At 60.4% G+C, this 17,401-nt stretch carries 14 protein-coding genes; 4 read left to right on the top strand and 10 right to left on the bottom strand.

Annotated elements, in window-relative coordinates:
• Nucleotides 1-72: 72 nt before the first annotated feature.
• The gene (locus tag AC6GQJ_RS07065) at nucleotides 73-2,346 is read left to right on the top strand and encodes an NADP-dependent malic enzyme (protein ID WP_500773152.1); all 2,274 of its coding nucleotides are present in this window, start codon (nucleotides 73-75) and stop codon (nucleotides 2,344-2,346) included.
• A gap of 227 nt (nucleotides 2,347-2,573) precedes the next feature.
• Entirely contained in the window at nucleotides 2,574-4,463 is a 1,890-nt protein-coding gene (locus AC6GQJ_RS07060) for an AMP-binding protein (RefSeq protein ID WP_500773150.1), read from the top strand.
• A gap of 41 nt (nucleotides 4,464-4,504) precedes the next feature.
• Here AC6GQJ_RS07060 and AC6GQJ_RS07055 read toward each other — a convergent pair whose 3' ends face one another.
• Nucleotides 4,505-6,133 (bottom strand): AMP-binding protein, encoded by a 1,629-nt coding sequence (locus AC6GQJ_RS07055; RefSeq protein ID WP_500773148.1) that lies wholly within the window; start codon nucleotides 6,131-6,133, stop codon nucleotides 4,505-4,507.
• Nucleotides 6,134-6,298: 165 nt separating this feature from the next.
• Here AC6GQJ_RS07055 and AC6GQJ_RS07050 point away from each other — a divergent pair, with 165 nt between their 5' ends.
• Complete coding sequence (locus AC6GQJ_RS07050) at nucleotides 6,299-6,940, top strand: sulfotransferase family 2 domain-containing protein (protein WP_500773146.1); 642 nt, start codon at nucleotides 6,299-6,301, stop codon at nucleotides 6,938-6,940.
• A gap of 201 nt (nucleotides 6,941-7,141) precedes the next feature.
• Nucleotides 7,142-7,774 carry a Hint domain-containing protein gene (locus AC6GQJ_RS07045; RefSeq protein WP_500773144.1) on the top strand — a complete coding sequence of 211 codons (633 nt, stop codon included), beginning with the start codon at nucleotides 7,142-7,144 and terminating at the stop codon, nucleotides 7,772-7,774.
• Nucleotide 7,775: 1 nt separating this feature from the next.
• On the opposite strand, the gene AC6GQJ_RS07040 is transcribed toward AC6GQJ_RS07045, so the two are convergent.
• The 9 genes from AC6GQJ_RS07040 to AC6GQJ_RS07000 all read right to left on the bottom strand — a co-directional run bounded on the left by AC6GQJ_RS07040 (nucleotide 7,776) and on the right by AC6GQJ_RS07000 (nucleotide 17,367).
• Entirely contained in the window at nucleotides 7,776-8,567 is a 792-nt protein-coding gene (locus AC6GQJ_RS07040; protein WP_500773142.1) for a sterol desaturase family protein, read from the bottom strand.
• 176 nt (nucleotides 8,568-8,743) lie between these two features.
• The gene (locus tag AC6GQJ_RS07035; RefSeq protein ID WP_500773140.1) at nucleotides 8,744-10,942 is read right to left on the bottom strand and encodes a 3-hydroxyacyl-CoA dehydrogenase NAD-binding domain-containing protein; all 2,199 of its coding nucleotides are present in this window, start codon (nucleotides 10,940-10,942) and stop codon (nucleotides 8,744-8,746) included.
• A 28-nt stretch (nucleotides 10,943-10,970) separates the two neighbouring features.
• Complete coding sequence (locus AC6GQJ_RS07030; RefSeq protein WP_500773138.1) at nucleotides 10,971-11,444, bottom strand: hypothetical protein; 474 nt, start codon at nucleotides 11,442-11,444, stop codon at nucleotides 10,971-10,973.
• Nucleotide 11,445: 1 nt separating this feature from the next.
• A complete protein-coding gene (locus AC6GQJ_RS07025) occupies nucleotides 11,446-12,657 on the bottom strand; it encodes an acetyl-CoA C-acetyltransferase (RefSeq protein WP_500773136.1) in 1,212 nt (403 codons plus the stop codon).
• A 103-nt stretch (nucleotides 12,658-12,760) separates the two neighbouring features.
• A complete protein-coding gene (locus AC6GQJ_RS07020) occupies nucleotides 12,761-13,393 on the bottom strand; it encodes a glutathione S-transferase family protein (protein WP_500773134.1) in 633 nt (210 codons plus the stop codon).
• A gap of 313 nt (nucleotides 13,394-13,706) precedes the next feature.
• Entirely contained in the window at nucleotides 13,707-14,864 is a 1,158-nt protein-coding gene (locus tag AC6GQJ_RS07015) for an acyl-CoA dehydrogenase family protein (protein WP_500773132.1), read from the bottom strand.
• Nucleotides 14,865-14,891: 27 nt separating this feature from the next.
• Nucleotides 14,892-15,104: a hypothetical protein gene (locus AC6GQJ_RS07010; RefSeq protein ID WP_500773130.1), complete on the bottom strand. Its 213-nt coding sequence runs from the start codon at nucleotides 15,102-15,104 to the stop codon at nucleotides 14,892-14,894.
• Nucleotides 15,105-15,154: 50 nt separating this feature from the next.
• On the bottom strand, nucleotides 15,155-16,936 hold the full coding sequence (locus AC6GQJ_RS07005) for an acyl-CoA dehydrogenase C-terminal domain-containing protein (RefSeq protein ID WP_500773128.1): 1,782 nt from the start codon (nucleotides 16,934-16,936) through the stop codon (nucleotides 15,155-15,157).
• 29 nt (nucleotides 16,937-16,965) lie between these two features.
• Nucleotides 16,966-17,367, bottom strand: coding sequence for a MerR family transcriptional regulator (locus tag AC6GQJ_RS07000; RefSeq protein WP_500773126.1), 402 nt, complete (start codon nucleotides 17,365-17,367; stop codon nucleotides 16,966-16,968).
• Nucleotides 17,368-17,401 lie beyond the last annotated feature (34 nt).

Raw genomic sequence — 17,401 nt, 5'->3', positions numbered from 1 at the left:
TTGCCAAGAGGTCAATTGTTGCGCATCGACAAATGGTTTAACGCTAAACCACATTCACCTTCCGGAGGACACATGTCAGACCAACCGAACCTGCGCCAAGCCGCGCTGGACTATCATGAATTCCCCAAACCCGGAAAACTGGAAATCCGTGCGACCAAGCCGATGGCGAACGGGCGCGATCTGGCCCGCGCCTATTCCCCTGGCGTAGCCGAAGCCTGCCTTGAGATCAAAGAGGACGCCGCCAACGCCTCGCGCTTTACCTCGCGCGGCAATCTGGTGGGGGTGGTGACCAACGGCACTGCGGTGCTGGGCCTCGGCAATATCGGCGCGCTGGCCTCCAAGCCGGTGATGGAAGGCAAGGCGGTCCTGTTCAAGAAATTCGCAGGCATCGATTGTTTCGATGTCGAACTTGACGAAAGCGACCCCGAAAAACTGGCCGAGATCGTCTGTGCGCTGGAACCGACTTTCGGGGCGATCAACCTTGAAGACATCAAGGCACCCGATTGCTTTATCGTAGAAAAAATCTGCCGCGAGCGGATGAACATCCCCGTCTTCCACGACGACCAGCATGGCACTGCCATCGTGGTCGGGGCTGCTGCCAAAAATGCGCTGCATGTGGCCGGAAAGGCGTTCGAGGACATCAAGATCGTCTCGACCGGCGGCGGGGCGGCTGGCATTGCCTGCCTCAACATGCTGATCAAGCTGGGCGTGAAGCGCGAGAATATCTGGCTGTGCGATATCCATGGCCTTGTCTACGAAGGCCGCGAGGTCGACATGAATCCGGCCAAGGCCGCCTTTGCCCAGAACAGTGACAAGCGCACCCTTGATGACGTGATCGAAGGCGCGGACCTGTTCCTAGGCCTGTCCGGGCCCGGTGTGCTCAGCCCCGACAACATCCGGAAAATGACAAAAAAGCCGATCATTTTCGCGCTGGCCAACCCGACGCCGGAAATCCTGCCCGATCTTGCCCGCGAAGTTGCGCCCGACGCGATCATCGCCACGGGGCGGTCGGATTTCCCCAATCAGGTCAATAACGTGTTGTGTTTCCCGTTCATCTTCCGCGGCGCGTTGGATGTGGGTGCGACGACCATCAACGACGAAATGCAACTTGCCTGCATCGACGGCATCGCCGCCCTTGCCCGCGCTACCACCAGTGCCGAGGCAGCAGCGGCCTATCAGGGGGAACAACTGACCTTCGGGCCTGACTACCTGATCCCCAAGCCATTTGACCCCCGCCTTGTGGGCATCGTCAGCTCGGCAGTTGCCAAGGCCGCCATGGAAACTGGCGTTGCGACCCGACCCATCGAGGATATCGAGGCCTATAAAACCAAGCTCGACGGCTCGGTCTTCAAATCCGCGCTGTTGATGCGCCCCGTGTTCGAGGCGGCGCGCGCCAAGTCCCGCCGCATCGTCTTTGCCGAGGGCGAGGACGAGCGCGTGCTCCGCGCCGCACAGGCAATGATCGAGGAAACCACAGAACGCCCGATCCTGATCGGTCGCCCCGAAGTCATCGAGGCACGGATCGAACGTGCCGGCCTGAACCTGCGCCTTGGCGATAACTGCGACAGCGTGAACCCCGAAAATGACCCGCGTTATCGCGACTATTGGGAAACCTATCACGAGTTGATGTGTCGCCGTGGGGTGTCGCCTGATATCGCGCGCGCCGTGATGCGCACCAACACCACTGCCATCGGTGCGGTAATGGTGCATCGCGACGAAGCCGACAGCCTGATCTGCGGCACCTTCGGCGAATTCCGCTGGCATCTGAACTACATCACCCAAGTGCTGGGTCGTGGCGGGCATCATCCGGTCGGGGCGCTGTCGATGATGATCCTAGAGGACGGACCGCTTTTCGTGGCCGACACTCAGGTGCACTTGCATCCCGAACCGCACGAGATTGTCGAAATTGCCGTGGGCGCGGCGCGCCATGTGCGCCGTTTCGGTATCGAGCCGAAGATCGCGCTGTGTTCGCAATCGCAATTCGGCAATCAGGGCGACGGGTCCGGTTGGCGCATGCGCGAGGCGATACGCCTGCTGGATCAGGGCGAACATGATTTCTGCTATGAGGGCGAGATGAACGTCGACACTGCGCTGGACGCGGACCTGCGCGCGCGCCTGTTGCCGGGCAACCGGATGGAGGGCAGCGCCAATGTGTTGCTGTTCGCCCATGCAGATGCGGCATCCGGCGTGCGCAACATCTTGAAAATGAAAGGCGGCGGGCTTGAGGTTGGCCCGATCCTGATGGGTATGGGCAACCGCGCCCATATCGTCAGCCCGTCGATCACCACCCGCGGTATTCTGAACATGTCCGCTGTGGCGGGAACACCGGTGTCTGTGTACGGCTAGGGCATTCCTTTCGGCGTGCGGGCGACGAAAGGGGGGCCAGCCCCCCGTCGCTTGCGCGCCACCCCCCGGGATTTTTCTGGAACAGAGAAGGGGGGGCGGCCGGTCCTATCCGGTTGGTATTTTGCCGCAGATCGATATCTTTTGCGTGCTGTTGGCGCTCACAGCCCTTGCCCAATGTGTAATACCCCGCGTACCCCTTTTGCCGGAGGGTAAGAGGAGGAACACCCATGGGCTATCGCAGTGAATATGACAGCTGGAAGGCGGATCCCGAAGCATGGTGGATGAACGCCGCGCAGTCGATTGACTGGGTCACACCGCCAAGCCGCGCGCTGTTTGACCGTGGGGATCACCTGTATGAGTGGTTTACCGATGCCGAGGTAAACACGTGCTGGAATGCCGTGGACCGCCATGTGGAGGCGGGCAACGGCGACCGCGTGGCGATCATCTATGACAGTCCGATCACCGGTGCGAAGTCTAAAACCACCTATAGCGCGTTGCGCGATCAGGTTGCCGCTTTTGCCGGTGGGTTGGCCGCCAAGGGCGTTGAGAAGGGCGACCGTGTCATCATCTATATGCCGATGATCCCCGAGGCCTTGGTTGCGATGCTGGCCTGTGCGCGTCTGGGCGCAATCCATTCGGTGGTGTTTGGCGGATTTGCTGCCAATGAACTCGCGGTGCGTATTGATGACTGCGCGCCCAAAGCAATTATTGCGGCGTCCTGCGGGATCGAGCCGGGGCGCGTGGTGGCCTACAAACCGCTGCTTGATGGCGCGATTGATCTGGCCGAGCATGCGCCTGACTTCTGTGTGGTCCTGCAACGCGGGCAGGGCGGTTGCGATCTAGGCCCGCGCGATGTGGACTGGCATGCCTTTCAAAAGGGCACGACCCCTGCCGACTGCGTGCCCGTGCGCGGCGATCATCCGGCCTATATCCTCTATACCTCCGGCACCACCGGGGCACCGAAAGGTGTCGTGCGCCCCACGGCGGGGCATCTGGTGGCGCTGAACTGGACGATGAAGAACATCTATCAGGTCGACCCGGGCGAGGTGTTCTGGGCCGCGTCCGACGTGGGCTGGGTCGTCGGGCACTCGTACATCTGCTATGCGCCCCTGATCCACGGCAACACCACGGTGGTGTTCGAGGGCAAGCCTATCGGCACGCCCGATGCCGGCACTTTCTGGCGCGTCATCGAAGAGCACAACGTCAAAAGCTTTTTCACCGCGCCAACCGCCATCCGCGCCGTGCGCCGTGAAGACCCCGAGGGCAAGGAGCGGGCCAAATACGACCTGTCCTGCCTGCGCGCCCTCTACCTTGCGGGCGAACGCGCCGATCCGGACACGATCGAATGGGCGGGCGCATTGCTGGGCGCGCCTGTCTATGACCACTGGTGGCAGACGGAAACCGGCTGGACCATCGCGGGCAACCCTGCGGGGCTTGAGGCGCTGCCGGTCAAGATCGGATCGCCCACGGTCGCCATGCCGGGTTATGACGTGCAAATCCTCGACGATGCGGGCCATCCGGTGGCCGCGAATACGCTTGGCGCGATTGCGATCAAACTGCCCCTGCCGCCCGGCACCCTGCCGACACTTTGGAATGCCGAAGCGCGGTTCAAGTCCTCTTACCTCAACGCCTTTCCGGGCTATTACGAGACCGGCGATGCGGGGATGATGGACGAGGACGGATACCTGTACATCATGGCGCGCACGGATGACGTGATCAACGTGGCGGGCCACCGCCTGTCCACGGGCGCGATGGAGGAGGTTCTGGCCGGACATCCTGACGTGGCCGAATGCGCCGTTGTGGGCGTGTCGGACGCGCTGAAAGGGCAGGCCCCGCTGGGCTTGTTGTGCCTGAGCAAAGGCGTGAACCGCCCCCATGGCGAAATCATTGCCGAATGCGTCCAACGGGTGCGTGACCAGATCGGCCCCGTGGCGGCATTCAAGCTGGCGCTGGTGGTGGAACGTTTACCCAAGACACGCTCGGGCAAGATCCTGCGCGCCACGGTGGTGAAAATCGCGGACAATCAGGAGTTCAAGATGCCGGCCACCATCGACGATCCCGCCATTCTGGACGAGATCAAGGCGGCGCTGCAAACCATCGGCCTTGCCAAAGGGTAGGCGAGGCGCAGGGCGCGCGGTGCAAACCGGCTGCGCGCCCGTTACATCTCCTTTGCCAGCGCCCGCAGCGCGAATTTCTGGATCTTACCGGTCGAGGTTTTGGGCAACTCCTGAAACACAACTTTCTTTGGTGCTTTGAACCCCGCAAGACTTTCGCGGGCAAAGGCGATCATGTCTGCCTCGCTCGGCTGCGCGCCGGCTTTCAACTCGACAAAGGCGCATGGCACCTCGCCCCATTTCTCGTCCGGCTTGGCAACCACGGCTGCGAGATTAACGTCAGGATGCCCCATCAGCACGCCCTCGACCTCGACCGAGCTGATATTCTCGCCCCCTGAGATGATGATATCCTTGGCGCGATCCGAAATCTGGATGTAGCCGTCAGGGTGCTGGACGGCCAGATCGCCCGAGTGGAAATAGCCGCCCGCAAACGCTTCTGCCGTGGCGGTCGGGTTCTTGTAATACCCTTTCATCACCGAATTGCCGCGGATCATGATCTCGCCCTGCACACTGGCATCCATCGGCACCTGCGCCATAGCCGTGTCCATCACCGTGATATGCTCCATCATGGGAAAGGCAACGCCTTGGCGGGCCTTGATTGCGGCCTTCTCGCTTTGCGCAAGCCCATCCCATTCGGCGCCGCGCCACACGCATTCGGTGACATGGCCATAGGTTTCGGTCAGCCCGTAAACCTGCGTGACGTTGAACCCCAACGCCTCGATCTTGGCGAGGGTGGCGGGGGCAGGGGGCGCACCGGCGGTGAACACTTCGACCACTCTGTCAAAGGCCCGGCGCTCGCCCTCGGGCGCGTTCACCAACATGTTCAGCACAATGGGCGCCCCGCCGAAATGCGTCACACCCTCGTCTGCGATCGCGTCATAGATCGCGCTGGCCGTGATGTCGCGACAGCACACTAGCGTCCCGCCCAACAGGGGCATCATCCATGTGTGGTTCCAACCATTGCAGTGAAACAGCGGCACAATGGCCATGAACACGGGGTTCAACTGCATCCGCCACGAAATCACCGTACCCATGGTCATGAGATACGCGCCGCGATGGTGATACACGACGCCCTTCGGCTTGCCCGTGGTGCCGGACGTATAGTTGAGTGCAAGGCTCTCCCACTCATCCTCGGGCATCACCCAATCAAACTGCGGATCACCCTGTGCCAGCAGATCCTCGTATTCCACATAGTTACCCGTGGCGGGAAACCCGTGGGCGGCATCCGCCACTTCGATGATCTCGGGCGCATCCCCTTGCATGGCGTCCACCGCAGCCTCGGCCAGCGACAGGAATTGCGTGTCGACCAGCACGACCTTGGCCCCGCCATGTTCGAAAATATAAGTGACCGTGTTCACATCCAGTCGCGTGTTGATCGTGTTCAACACCGCGCCACAGGCAGGCACACCGAAATGCGCCTCGGCCTGCGCGGGCAGGTTGGGGATCAACGTGGCCACTACATCACCCCCGCCAACGCCACGCGCACTCAACGCAGAGGCAAGCCGCGAACAGCGCGCATAATACTCGGCATAGCTGACGCGGTGATCGCCATAGATCACGGCGGTATGGCCCGCAAACACCTGCGCCGCACGGCGCAAATGCGACAAGGGTGACAACGCGACATAGTTCGCGGCGCACTTCTCTAGGCCCGTCTCGTCTGCCATCCACCCCATCACACGTCCCCCTCGTTTGTCCTGATGCGATGAAAACTATGGCCCCGCGCAGACCGGATGAAAAGACGCGATGCACAACTGTTCACACTGCCCGCTCCCATCATTGTTCTTCAAATATGCACTTGTGCCATGGACGCCCCCGCGCAAAGCCCTAATCATAGTGCCATGATCCTCAGCACCGGCCGCAACTACGTTTTTATCCACGCCCCCAAAACGGGCGGCACCGCCATGGCGCTTGCGCTGGAAGGCCGCGCGATGAAGGACGACATCATGCTCGGCGACACGCCCAAAGCGGTCCGGCGCCGCCACCGCGTGAAAGACATGCAAACCCGTGGGCGTCTGTGGAAGCACGCGACACTGGCGGATATCGACGGGTTGGTGCCGACTCTGGACGGGCTGTTCGCCTTTACGCTAGTGCGCAACCCGTGGGACAGGATGGTCAGCTACTACCACTGGCTTCAGGACCAGCGCTTTGATCACCCCGCTGTGGCGCTGGCGCAGCAGATGCCGTTCTGCGACTTCGCGTGCAGCCATCAGGTCCGTGCCTCGATGCAGGCCAGCCCCGCGCGTATCTACATGACAGATGCGCAAGGGGTTGAGCGGTGCGACCTTTATATCCGGCTGGAGGCGCTGGAAACCGACGCCGCACCGCTATGGGATCACCTCGGCTTCACGCTCGACATCCCCCATGTGAACGCCTCGGCGCGCGATGCGGACTACCGGACCTATTACACCGATGCGGCGCGACAGGCCGTGGCCGAGGCCTGTGCCGAAGACATCGAGCGCTTCGCCTACCGCTTTGACTGAACCGGCTGGCAGGGCAGGCACCACCCATTGTCCCGCCGATGCGACAAGTTCTGGTTAATGCCACAGGATTACCTTCAAAAGCACGAACAATGCCCGATTTGCGCCCAAATCGCGGCCCTTCTATGCCCCGAGAATCACTCCAACTGATCCCAACAACGCCACTCGGCGCCGCACAGCGCCACCACGACAGGGATCGAAAATATGTTCGGATGGAAGTCGAAAACCGCACCACGCTACATGGCCGAAACCTCGGCTGCCTGCGATGGTGCCGCGCTGACCACACGCGGTCTGCTGGATGGCAGCCTTGTCGCAACGGCCATGGGCTGGCGTCCTGTCGAGGCACTGGCCATAGGCGATCTGGTGATGACCTTTGACAATGGTCTGCAACCGCTTGTCGATCTGCGTCGGGAAACCTTTTACACCGACAGCATGATGGCCCCCGAGGCCTATCGCTCGGTGCTGGTGCCTGCGGGGGCCTTGGGCAATGCGGAAGACCTCGAACTGCTGCCCGACCAAGGTGTCCTGATCGAATCCGATGCGGCATGTGACGCGCATGGCGATCCCTTTGCCGTGATCGCCGCCAAAAATCTGGAAGGCTATCGCGGCATCACGCGGATCGCGCCCCGCACGCGGATCGAGGTCATCACACTGGTCTTCGCCGAGGAACAGGTGATCTATACTGGCGGCGGCGTGTTGCTGCATTGCCCCCGCCCGCATATCAGCCTCACCGATCTGGGGTGCATCGCGCAAGGCTACGAAGTGGTGCCTGCGGACGCGGCGCGGGTTCTGCTCGACTACATGATCGCCGAGGATGCGCAGGCCTGCGCCGCCTGACCTACTTGCGAAACGGATCGACCAGCAGTGATCCAAGCCGTTTTGAATGGCGCCATTCATCCGTGCCAAGCCCGAAGCTGATGCGCATATCCAGATCACGCTCGCGCACATAGGTGCCGAACATCCGGTCCCAGATGGTAAACACCAACCCCAGATTTGCGGTGTAATGCGCTTCCTCTGTGCTGTGATGTACGCGGTGCAGATCGGGGGTGAAGATCACCGTGCCCAACGCATACTGACCCGGAAAATTGGCGACATTGGTGTGAAGCCAGATGTTGAACAGGAACTGCACAAAGCCGAAGGCAAGGACACCTTCGCCCTGCAACCCCAAGAAGGGGATAATCAGAAAACCCGATACATTCAGCAACAGCGCCTCGAACGGATGGTGCAGCAGGCCGGTGCTGGCCGAAATCACGGTGTCCGAATGATGCACCCGATGCGCCCGCCAGAAAATGCGGATGCGGTGCATGGCCAGATGCGACAGGAAAATCAGAAAGTCGAGGATGAGGAATGTCAGAACCGCCCTGACCCAGACCGGCATGTCGATCCAGAACAATAGCCCCCCTTGGGTCATCTCACTCCACTTTGCGACGGCATAGCCGACCATGGGCATCACCACGGCCAGCATCGGCACCGTGATGATATGCAGCACGACCGAATTGACCCATCGGCTGACTGGCACGGCGTCGTCACGGCGCGGGAACTGCCATTCAAGATAGGTGGCAATGGCGCCGACGATGGCCACAGGCAGGATAAAGGCCAGCGGCGCGGTCAGATCGGAAAGCTGCTCCAACGGGCGTATCCTTTGGTCGGCATCATCAATGCGGTTCGGGTTCAATATCCCGACAGTTTGAAAGCTGGGGCGTGCAGGGTCAATGGGGCTGTCAGGCGCAGAGCGGCGGGGGGGGCGGAAACGAAAAAGGCCCCGCCAAAGCGGGGCCTGTTCTGTCGTTTGATGCCGAGGCGCGATTACGCGGCGGCGGCCTCTTTCGGACCAAAGCGGCCATAGAAGCTCTGGTTTTTTTCGGCCATCTCGCGCAGCAGGTCGGGGCAGGCAAACCGCTCGCCATATTTGGCCGCCAGTTGGTCGCAACGCTCGGCCGCATAGGGCGCGCCGATAATGTCGAGCCATGACAGCGGGCCACCGGACCATGGCGCAAAGCCCCAGCCAAGGATCGCGCCAACGTCACCTTCGCGGATGTCCATCAGCACACCTTCTTCCAGTGCGCGCACCGCTTCGAGGACTTGGCTGAACAGCAGGCGATGCTGTACTTCGACCACTTCGGGTTGGTCTTCGGCCAGCGGGTACTTTTCGTTCAGACCTTTCCACAGGCCAACGCGTTTGCCCTTTTCGTCATACTCGTAAAAGCCTGCATTGGCCTTGCGCCCAAGGCGGCCTTCTTCCTCAAGCCAGAAGATCAGGTCGTCGGCACCGGATTTGGGATAGGCATCGCCCATCGCCGCCATGGTCGCCCGCGCAATCTTGGCGCCGAGGTCGATGGCGGTTTCATCGGTCAACTGCAGCGGACCAAGTGGCATCCCCACCAGTTTCGCCGCGTTTTCGATCAGGGCCGGTTCAACCCCTTCGGTGACCATCCGCGCACCTTCATTCACATAGGGGATGATGCAGCGGTTGGCATAGAAGAAGCGCGCGTCATTCACCACGATCGGTGTCTTGCGGATCTGACGCACATAGTCGAGCGCCTTGGCCACCGCACGATCACCTGTCTGCTTGCCCTTGATGATCTCGACCAGCAGCATCTTTTCCACCGGAGAGAAGAAGTGGATGCCAATGAACTGATCCTGATTTTTGCTGGCCTTCGCCAGATCAGAGATCGGCAGGGTCGATGTGTTGGAGGCAAAGATGCAGTCGTCCGAAATGATCGCCTCGACCTTCTGGGTGATCTCGGCCTTGACCTTGGGGTCTTCGAACACGGCTTCGATAATCAGATCGCAGCCTGCCAATTGCTCAAGATCGGGCGTGGGCGTGATGCGCGCCAGCAGCGCGTCGGCTTTTTCCTGCGTGGTCTTGCCGCGTTTCAGGCCGCCATCGGTGTACTTCTTGGCATAGGCCTTGCCCTTGTCGGCCGCTTCCTGATCGCGGTCGATCAACACAACCTCGATCCCCGCTTGGGCGGAAACAAGCGCAATGCCTGCGCCCATCAGGCCCGCGCCCAGCACGCCTAGCTTTTTCACCCGCTGGTCCGGCACGCCTTCGGGGCGCACCGCACCTTTTTCCAACGCTTCCTTGTTCAGGAACAGCGACCGGATCATCGCGCCAGAGGAGGGATTCATCAGGATGTTGGTGAACCAGCGCGCCTCGATCTTGAGGGCGGTGTCGAAGGGCACCAGCGCGCCCTCATACACGGCGGACAGCAATGCCTTGGCTGCGGGATAGACGCCTTGGGTCTTGCCATTCACCATGGCCGCTGCACCGACAAAGGTCATGAAACCGGCAGGGTGATAAGGCGCACCGCCGGGCATCTTATAGCCCTTGGCGTCCCATGGTTTCAGGATGTCGGCGTCGGTCGCGGACAGCACCCATTCACGGGCAGCGGCAACCGGATCGGCAACGACTTCGTCCACCAGCGTGCCTTTGGCAGCGGCGGGGCCGACCATCTTACCTTCCAGCAGGAAGGGCGATGCGCCCATCGCGCCCAGCTTGCGCACAAGGCGGGTTGTCCCGCCCGCACCTGGGAAGATGCCAACCATGATTTCGGGCAGGCCGACTTTTGCCTTTGGATTGTCGGCAAGGAAAATGCGGTGCGTCGCCAGCGGCAGTTCCAGACCAATACCGGCCGCGGTGCCAGGCAAGGCAGCGGCAATCGGTTTGCCGCCTTTGTTGGTCTTGGGGTCCATGCCCGCGCGTTCGATTTTGCGCAGCAGGGCGTGCATTTGCATCGTGCCCTCGAACAGGCCTTTGGCCGGATCGTCGCCCGCGTCGTCCTTCATCTTGGCCAGCAGGTTCAGGTCCATCCCACCTGCGAACGTGTCCTTGCCCGAGGTGATCACGATGCCTTTGACCGCATCATCGGCCAGCGCGTCGTCGATATGGTCGCTGAGTTGCTGGAGCCCTTCAAAGGACATCACGTTCATGGATTTATCGGCCACGTCCCACGTGATCGTCGCGATACCTTCGGCATCTTTCTTAAGTGTAAAGTCCGTCATTTTACTCTCCTATCGGGTGGGCCATTGCCTACTTTAACGCAGTCATGGCACCTATTGTTGGTGCGAAATCGGACTGTGGCGTAATCTCGTATTGACCCAAGGTCCACGCGATATGCCCCGCAAGGCTCTCGATCTGGAAAATACGCCAGTCATTGTCGACCTGACGCATCGAGAACAAAGAGGTGAAGGGGCGCACAAGCCGTTCCGCATGATGTAGTATGTTCATTTCGCACGTGACCACCGCGACATCGGGATCGCCCGGCGTGTTCTCGATACTCAGAACCCGACGGTAAATGTCCGTTACCTGTCGGGCCGAAACCGAGATGTGGTACAGTTCGAAATCGGTTTTCAACGAAGCTTCATCAGTCAGGTCAATCACCTCGGCACCGCGCGGAATGACGCGCATGGGCAGGTCCATTACGCTGCGGTAAAGGTCGAAGTCACCGGTGATCAAAGATTTGGTCAGGCGGTTTCCCAACTGCTGAAACTTGAAATTATTCATACTATACTCGTTCGATAATTGTCGCAGCCCCCATGCCAGATGCGATGCACAATGTGGCCAGTCCGACCTCTTTGTCCGAGCGCTCAAGCTCGTCCAGCAACGTGCCGATAATCATCGCGCCCGTCGCCCCCAAGGGGTGCCCCATTGCAATCGCCCCGCCATTCACATTGACCTTGTCATGATCGACATCGAAAGCTTGCATAAAACGTAGCACCACGCTGGCAAATGCTTCGTTAACTTCGCACAGGTCGATGTCGCCAATATTCATACCATTGTCTTTAAGGATCTTCTCGGTCACGGGCACCGGACCGGTCAGCATGATGGTCGGATCGGTGCCGATTTTTGCCGTGGCACGGATGCGCGCGCGTGGCTTCAGGCCCCACTTTTCGCCGAATTCCTTGTTGCCGATCAGCACAGCAGCGGCCCCATCCACGATGCCAGACGAGTTACCGGCGTGGTGGATGTGGTTGATACGCTCAAGATGAGGGTATTTCATCAGCGCGACCTTGTCGAAGCCGGGCATGACTTCACCCATCGCCTGAAAGGCGGGGTTGAGCGATCCGAGCGACTGCATGTCCGTCTGCGGGCGCATGTATTCGTCGTGATCCAGAATGGTCAAACCGTTAATATCGGTGATTTTGATAACCGAATTGTCAAAGCGCCCGTCGTCCCAAGCAGCCTTGGCACGCTGCTGGCTGGCAACTGCCAGTTGGTCGGCGTCGTCACGGGTGAACCCGTATTCGGTGGCAATGATGTCGGCGCTGATGCCTTGGGGAACAAAGTAGCTGTCCATGGCCAACGACGGGTCAACCGCAATCGCGGCGCCGTCGGACCCCATGGCCACACGGCCCATCATCTCGACCCCGCCCGCGATATAGGCCGAGCCCGCACCGCCGCGCACTTGGTTGGCGGCAAGGTTCACGGCTTCCATGCCCGAGGCACAGAACCGGTTGATCGACAGACCCGGAATGCGTTGATCCAGATCGGAGGCCAGAACCGCAGAGCGCGCAAGGCAGCCCCCCTGTTCCATCACCTGCGTGACGTTGCCCCAGATCACATCCTCGACCGCGTGGCCGTCAAAGTTGTTACGCTCCTTGAGTGCGTTCATGGTTTGCGCGGACAGGCGCAGCGCAGTCACCTCGTGCAGGCTGCCGTCCTTGCGGCCCTTGCCGCGCGGGGTGCGGATGGCGTCATAGATATAGGCTTCGGTCATGATATTTCGTCCTTTTGCCAGTGGCGTCGTGTCTGTTTCATAGGTGGGGGGTGCCCGTTGGTCTTATCAAGCGTGACGTCGCGGCGTGTGCCGCAAACGGCAATCACGCGCGATCAGCGGGCGATCCGGGCATGAGGTCATAGGGTGCTTTCCAGCCTTCAAGCCCTTGGATATTCGTAAGCCATCGGTCGATATTGGGCCATTCCGCGCGCGCGAACCCGAAAGGTTCGGGATAGAAAAGATAGCCGCAGCAACTCAGGTCCGCGTTCGTGACGCTGTTCCCGACGATCCAGTCCCGCCCTGCAAGATGCGCATCCAGAACGCCATAGGCCGCCTTGAGCCGCCCGTGATTGAACGCGATCACTTCCTGAGGGCGCTTGTCCTCGGGCAGGAAGTTCATCAGGAAGCGGGTCATGCCGCACATCGAGGACAGCTTGTGATTGTCCCAAAGGACCCACCGCAGCACCTCGTAACGGTCATCGCCATCACCGCCGAATTTGCCGGTTTTGTCGGAAATGTACTGCTGGATAACGCCAGACTGGCTGAGGCGCAGATCGCCATCCACAAGCACCGGCGCCTCGCCCATCGGGTTCAGCGCGCGGTATTCATCAGACCGCGCCGCGCCGCCAAAAAAGTTGACAAAAACCGGCTCCCACTCAAGTTCCGAGAGCTGGAGCGCAAGGGCCGCTTTGTAGGAGTTGCCGCTTTCACCGAAACAGTGGAGTTGCATTGTCATGGTCATAAACCTCTCTGGCCGGAAAAATTGGTGAAGGCAGAACCGGGGAGTTTCACACCTCCCGGACCCCCCGTGGAGTATTTTTGACGAAAATAAGCGCGAAGGGGCGGGCGCATTAGCGTTCTGTTTACTACCTTCGGCTTAGCCTCGGGGCGCGGTACAGGCTGGAGAGCCGATGGCCGTACGAGGAGAAGCCCCACCGCCCCGTTCGCTATGTGTGTTCCGGGTGGAGGGGTGGACCGTCCCCTTGCTTCTTCTCGTGCCAAATACTCAAAATCATCTGCGGGTGGCAGAAGGCGCAGTGGTGTGGACATCACAATGCCCTCGCGATCAATTCCTTCATGATCTCGTTCGTGCCACCATAGATGCGTTGCACCCGCGCATCGGTCCACATGCCGCCGATATCGTAGTCCTGCGTAAATCCGTACCCGCCGTACAATTGCAGGCATTCATCCAGTACCCAAGCCTGCGCCTCGGTGGTCCAGTATTTGCACATCGCCGCTTTGTCGGCGGTGAGCGCGCCGCGCAGGTGTTCTGCCATGCATTCGTCAAAGAACGCGCGGCTGACGGCGGTTTTGGTCTTGGCCTCAGCCAGTTTGAAGCGGGTGTTCTGGAATTGCATGATCGGGCCGCCGAACGCCTCGCGTTCGCGGGCATAGGCGATCGTGCGTTCCACCGCGCCTTCCATAGCGCCAATGGCCGCGCAAGCGATCACGAGCCGTTCCTGCGGAAGTTGTTGCATCAGTTGATAGAAGCCCTGACCGACGGTGTCGCCGAGGATGTTCTCTGGCGGGATTTCGATATTGTCGAAGAACAGTTCGGAAGTGTCGGATGCGTGCATCCCGATCTTGTCGAGGTTGCGCCCGCGCTGGAAACCTTGCGCGCCGTCGGTTTCAAGCGCGACTAACGAAATGCCTTTGGAGCCAAGCGACGGGTCCGTTTTGGCCGCGACCACGATCAGGTTGGCGTGCTGGCCGTTGGTGATGAAGGTCTTGGAACCGGTCAGGCGGTAGGCGTTGCCCTCCTTCACCGCGCGGGTCTTGATCGCCTGCACGTCTGATCCGGTGGAGGGTTCGGTCATCGCCAGCGCGCCGACCAGTTCGCCGCTGACCATCTTGGGCAGCCATCGCGCCTTTTGGTCGTCGGTTCCGTAGTTCAGGATATAGTGCGCGACTATGGCAGAGTGGATACCATGCCCCCAAGAGGCCAGATTGGCGCGGGAGGCTTCGATTAGGATGGCAGCCTCGTGGCCGAAATCGCCACCGGCGCCGCCGTATTCTTCGGGGATGGACGGGCAGAGCAGGCCGAGCTCGCCCGCTTGCGCCCATGTGGTGCGGTCCATCTCGCCTTGTTTGCGCCAGCGGTCGAAATGGGGAGCCCATTCGGTGGTGATGAACTGCGCCGTCATGTCGGCGATCATCTGGTGTTCATCGCTCATCCAGCCTGTCGGCCCGTGCTCCAGATCCTTCATGTCTTTTCCTCCCCGGCAAAGATGTGATCAGCGTTTGCGTGCGTCGAGTTCCGCGTTGAACAGGCGCAGCCGCGCTGTCAGGTTTTCCTCGTTCATCACGCTGTCGAAATTTTCGAACAGAAACGAGAGCGCCTCGCCTTCGTCCAGTCCGGCGTCAGACGCGAACTTTTTGAGGCGGCGATAGCCGTCATCCGTCATGGCGGTCGGAAAACGACGGGTCAGGCGAAAGCGTTTGGGCATTGTACCACCTCGGACGGAAACAGGCGGGGAAGGCCCCGCCTGTCTGTGTTTTAGAAGTTTGCCGCTTCGAGCGCCATCACCGTGTCGGCACCGGACTGGATACGGGTCAGGTGCAGCGCGGTGGCCGGAAGCTGGCGCGCCATGTAATAGCGCCCCGTGGCGAGCTTGGTTTCGTGGAACTCGGTGTCCGAGGTGCCAGCCGCCAGTGCCGCGCGCGATGCTTTGCCCATCCGCGCCCACATCAGGCCAAGGCAGACATGGCCGAACATGTGCATGAAGTCGTAAGACCCCGACAGTGCGTTGTTCGGATTGGTCATGCCGTTCTGCATGAAATACATGCCCGCAGCTTGCAGATCCTTGGAAGCCGCTTTCAGCGGTTCGAGGAACTCTTTGTCATAAGCTTCGTCCTGACCGGCATTGTCCTTGATGAAGGATTTCACCAGATCGAAGAAGGCCATGACATGCTTGCCGCCGTCCTGCGCCAGCTTGCGACCCACGAGGTCAAGCGCTTGCACGCCGTTGGCCCCTTCGTAGATCATCGCGATACGGGCGTCGCGGGTATATTGCGACATGCCCCATTCCTCGATGTAGCCGTGACCGCCATAGACCTGCTGCGCCTTGACCGTGCAGTCATAGCCCACATCGGTCAGGAACCCTTTGATCACGGGGGTGAGCAGGGACACGATGCCGTCGGCGTCCTTGTCACCTGCGCGGTGTGCGGCGTCGATCATGGTCGCGCCCCACAGAATGAACGCACGCGCGCCTTCGACAAAGGATTTCTGATCCAACAGCGAGCGGCGGATATCCGGATGCACAATCAGCGGATCGGCCGGACCGTCGGGGTTCTTCACGCCGGTCACATCACGCCCTTGCAGGCGGTCATGGGCATAGGCCACCGCGTTCTGATAGGCGACCTCTGCTTGGGACAGACCCTGCATGCCGACGCCCAGACGGGCCTCGTTCATCATAGTGAACATGGCGCGCATGCCTTTGTGTTCCTGACCGAGCAGGTAGCCGGTTGCGCCGTCATAGTTCATCACGCAGGTGGAGTTGCCGTGGATGCCCATCTTTTCTTCGATGCTGCCGACAGAAACCCCATTGCGTGCACCAAGGGAGCCATCGTCGTTCACGCATATTTTTGGAACAATGAAGAGCGACACGCCCTTGATGCCCTCGGGGCCGCCTTCGATCTTGGCCAGCACCAGATGGATGATGTTGTCGGACATGTCGTGTTCGCCAGCGGAGATAAAGATTTTCTGGCCGGTGATCTTGTAGCTGCCATCGTCCTGCGGGACCGCTTTGGTGCGCATCAGGCCCAGATCGGTGCCGCAATGCGGTTCGGTCAGGTTCATGGTGCCGGTCCATTCACAGGACACCATCTTGGGCAGGTAGGTTTCTTTCTGTGCTTGCGAGCCATGGGCCAGAATGGCGCTTGCCGCGCCATGGGTCAGACCCTGATACATGGTGAAGGCCATGTTGGCGCTGCTGAACATTTCACCCACGGCAGAGCCCATCACGACGGGCATGTTCTGGCCGCCGAATTCCTCGGGCATGTCCAGACCGGTCCAGCCGCCTTCCTTGACCTGTTCGAATGCTGCCTTGAACCCTGCGGGTGTGTAGACAACGCCGTTTTCGAGGCGGCAGCCTTCCTTGTCGCCTACAACGTTTAGCGGTGCCAGAACGTCGGCGGTCAGCTTGCCTGCTTCTTCGAGGATGGCACCGGTAAAGTCGGCTTCAAGTTCGTCGTAGCCCGGAATACCTGAGTCGGTGACATTCAGCACATCGTGCAGGATGAATTGCATGTCTTTGGTGGGGGGCGTGTAGCTGGGCATATGTATCTCTCCCTAAGATCGCATGTCGCTTATTCAGCGGCCTTTTTCGTGGTATTCATCGAGGCGAGCATTTTCTCGCCCCATTTCAACTGGTTCTGCAGATCGGTGATCGCTTCGTTCAACTCGTCACGTTGCGCAACCATGTCGGCCAGCCGGTCGCTGGCGATGTCATAGGTGCGCGCAAGTTGGGTCTGTTGCTGGTCGCCCATGTCATAGAGGTCCAGCAACTGGCGGATTTCTTCGAGGCTGAAGCCGAAGCGTTTGCCGCGCAGGATCAGTTTCAGGCGGGCGCGGTCCCGTTTCGTAAACAGGCGCTTTTGGCCCTCGCGCACGGGAAACAGAAGCTCTTTGGCCTCATAGAACCGCAATGTCCGCGGTGTGACGTCGAAGGCGGCACACATCTCGCGGATGGTCATGGTTTTATCGCTCATTTGATCACTCGCATAAACTGTTCTGTCCCCGACA

It is taken from the genome of Tateyamaria sp. 7Alg 36 (assembly GCF_059882455.1).
This window is presented reverse-complemented; position numbering and strand designations above follow the sequence as displayed.

What these genes read in the sequence shown, in the direction of transcription:
- AC6GQJ_RS07030 (WP_500773138.1), bottom strand. Translation starts at nt 11,444, where the DNA reads ATGAATAATTTCAAGTTTCAGCAGTTGGGAAACCGCCTGACCAAATCT.
- AC6GQJ_RS07020 (WP_500773134.1), bottom strand. Translation starts at nt 13,393, where the DNA reads ATGACAATGCAACTCCACTGTTTCGGTGAAAGCGGCAACTCCTACAAA.
- AC6GQJ_RS07045 (WP_500773144.1), top strand. Translation starts at nt 7,142, where the DNA reads ATGTTCGGATGGAAGTCGAAAACCGCACCACGCTACATGGCCGAAACC.
- AC6GQJ_RS07000 (WP_500773126.1), bottom strand. Translation starts at nt 17,367, where the DNA reads ATGAGCGATAAAACCATGACCATCCGCGAGATGTGTGCCGCCTTCGAC.
- AC6GQJ_RS07055 (WP_500773148.1), bottom strand. Translation starts at nt 6,133, where the DNA reads ATGGGGTGGATGGCAGACGAGACGGGCCTAGAGAAGTGCGCCGCGAAC.
- AC6GQJ_RS07065 (WP_500773152.1), top strand. Translation starts at nt 73, where the DNA reads ATGTCAGACCAACCGAACCTGCGCCAAGCCGCGCTGGACTATCATGAA.
- AC6GQJ_RS07005 (WP_500773128.1), bottom strand. Translation starts at nt 16,936, where the DNA reads ATGCCCAGCTACACGCCCCCCACCAAAGACATGCAATTCATCCTGCAC.
- AC6GQJ_RS07035 (WP_500773140.1), bottom strand. Translation starts at nt 10,942, where the DNA reads ATGACGGACTTTACACTTAAGAAAGATGCCGAAGGTATCGCGACGATC.
- AC6GQJ_RS07050 (WP_500773146.1), top strand. Translation starts at nt 6,299, where the DNA reads ATGATCCTCAGCACCGGCCGCAACTACGTTTTTATCCACGCCCCCAAA.
- AC6GQJ_RS07025 (WP_500773136.1), bottom strand. Translation starts at nt 12,657, where the DNA reads ATGACCGAAGCCTATATCTATGACGCCATCCGCACCCCGCGCGGCAAG.
- AC6GQJ_RS07010 (WP_500773130.1), bottom strand. Translation starts at nt 15,104, where the DNA reads ATGCCCAAACGCTTTCGCCTGACCCGTCGTTTTCCGACCGCCATGACG.
- AC6GQJ_RS07060 (WP_500773150.1), top strand. Translation starts at nt 2,574, where the DNA reads ATGGGCTATCGCAGTGAATATGACAGCTGGAAGGCGGATCCCGAAGCA.
- AC6GQJ_RS07015 (WP_500773132.1), bottom strand. Translation starts at nt 14,864, where the DNA reads ATGAAGGATCTGGAGCACGGGCCGACAGGCTGGATGAGCGATGAACAC.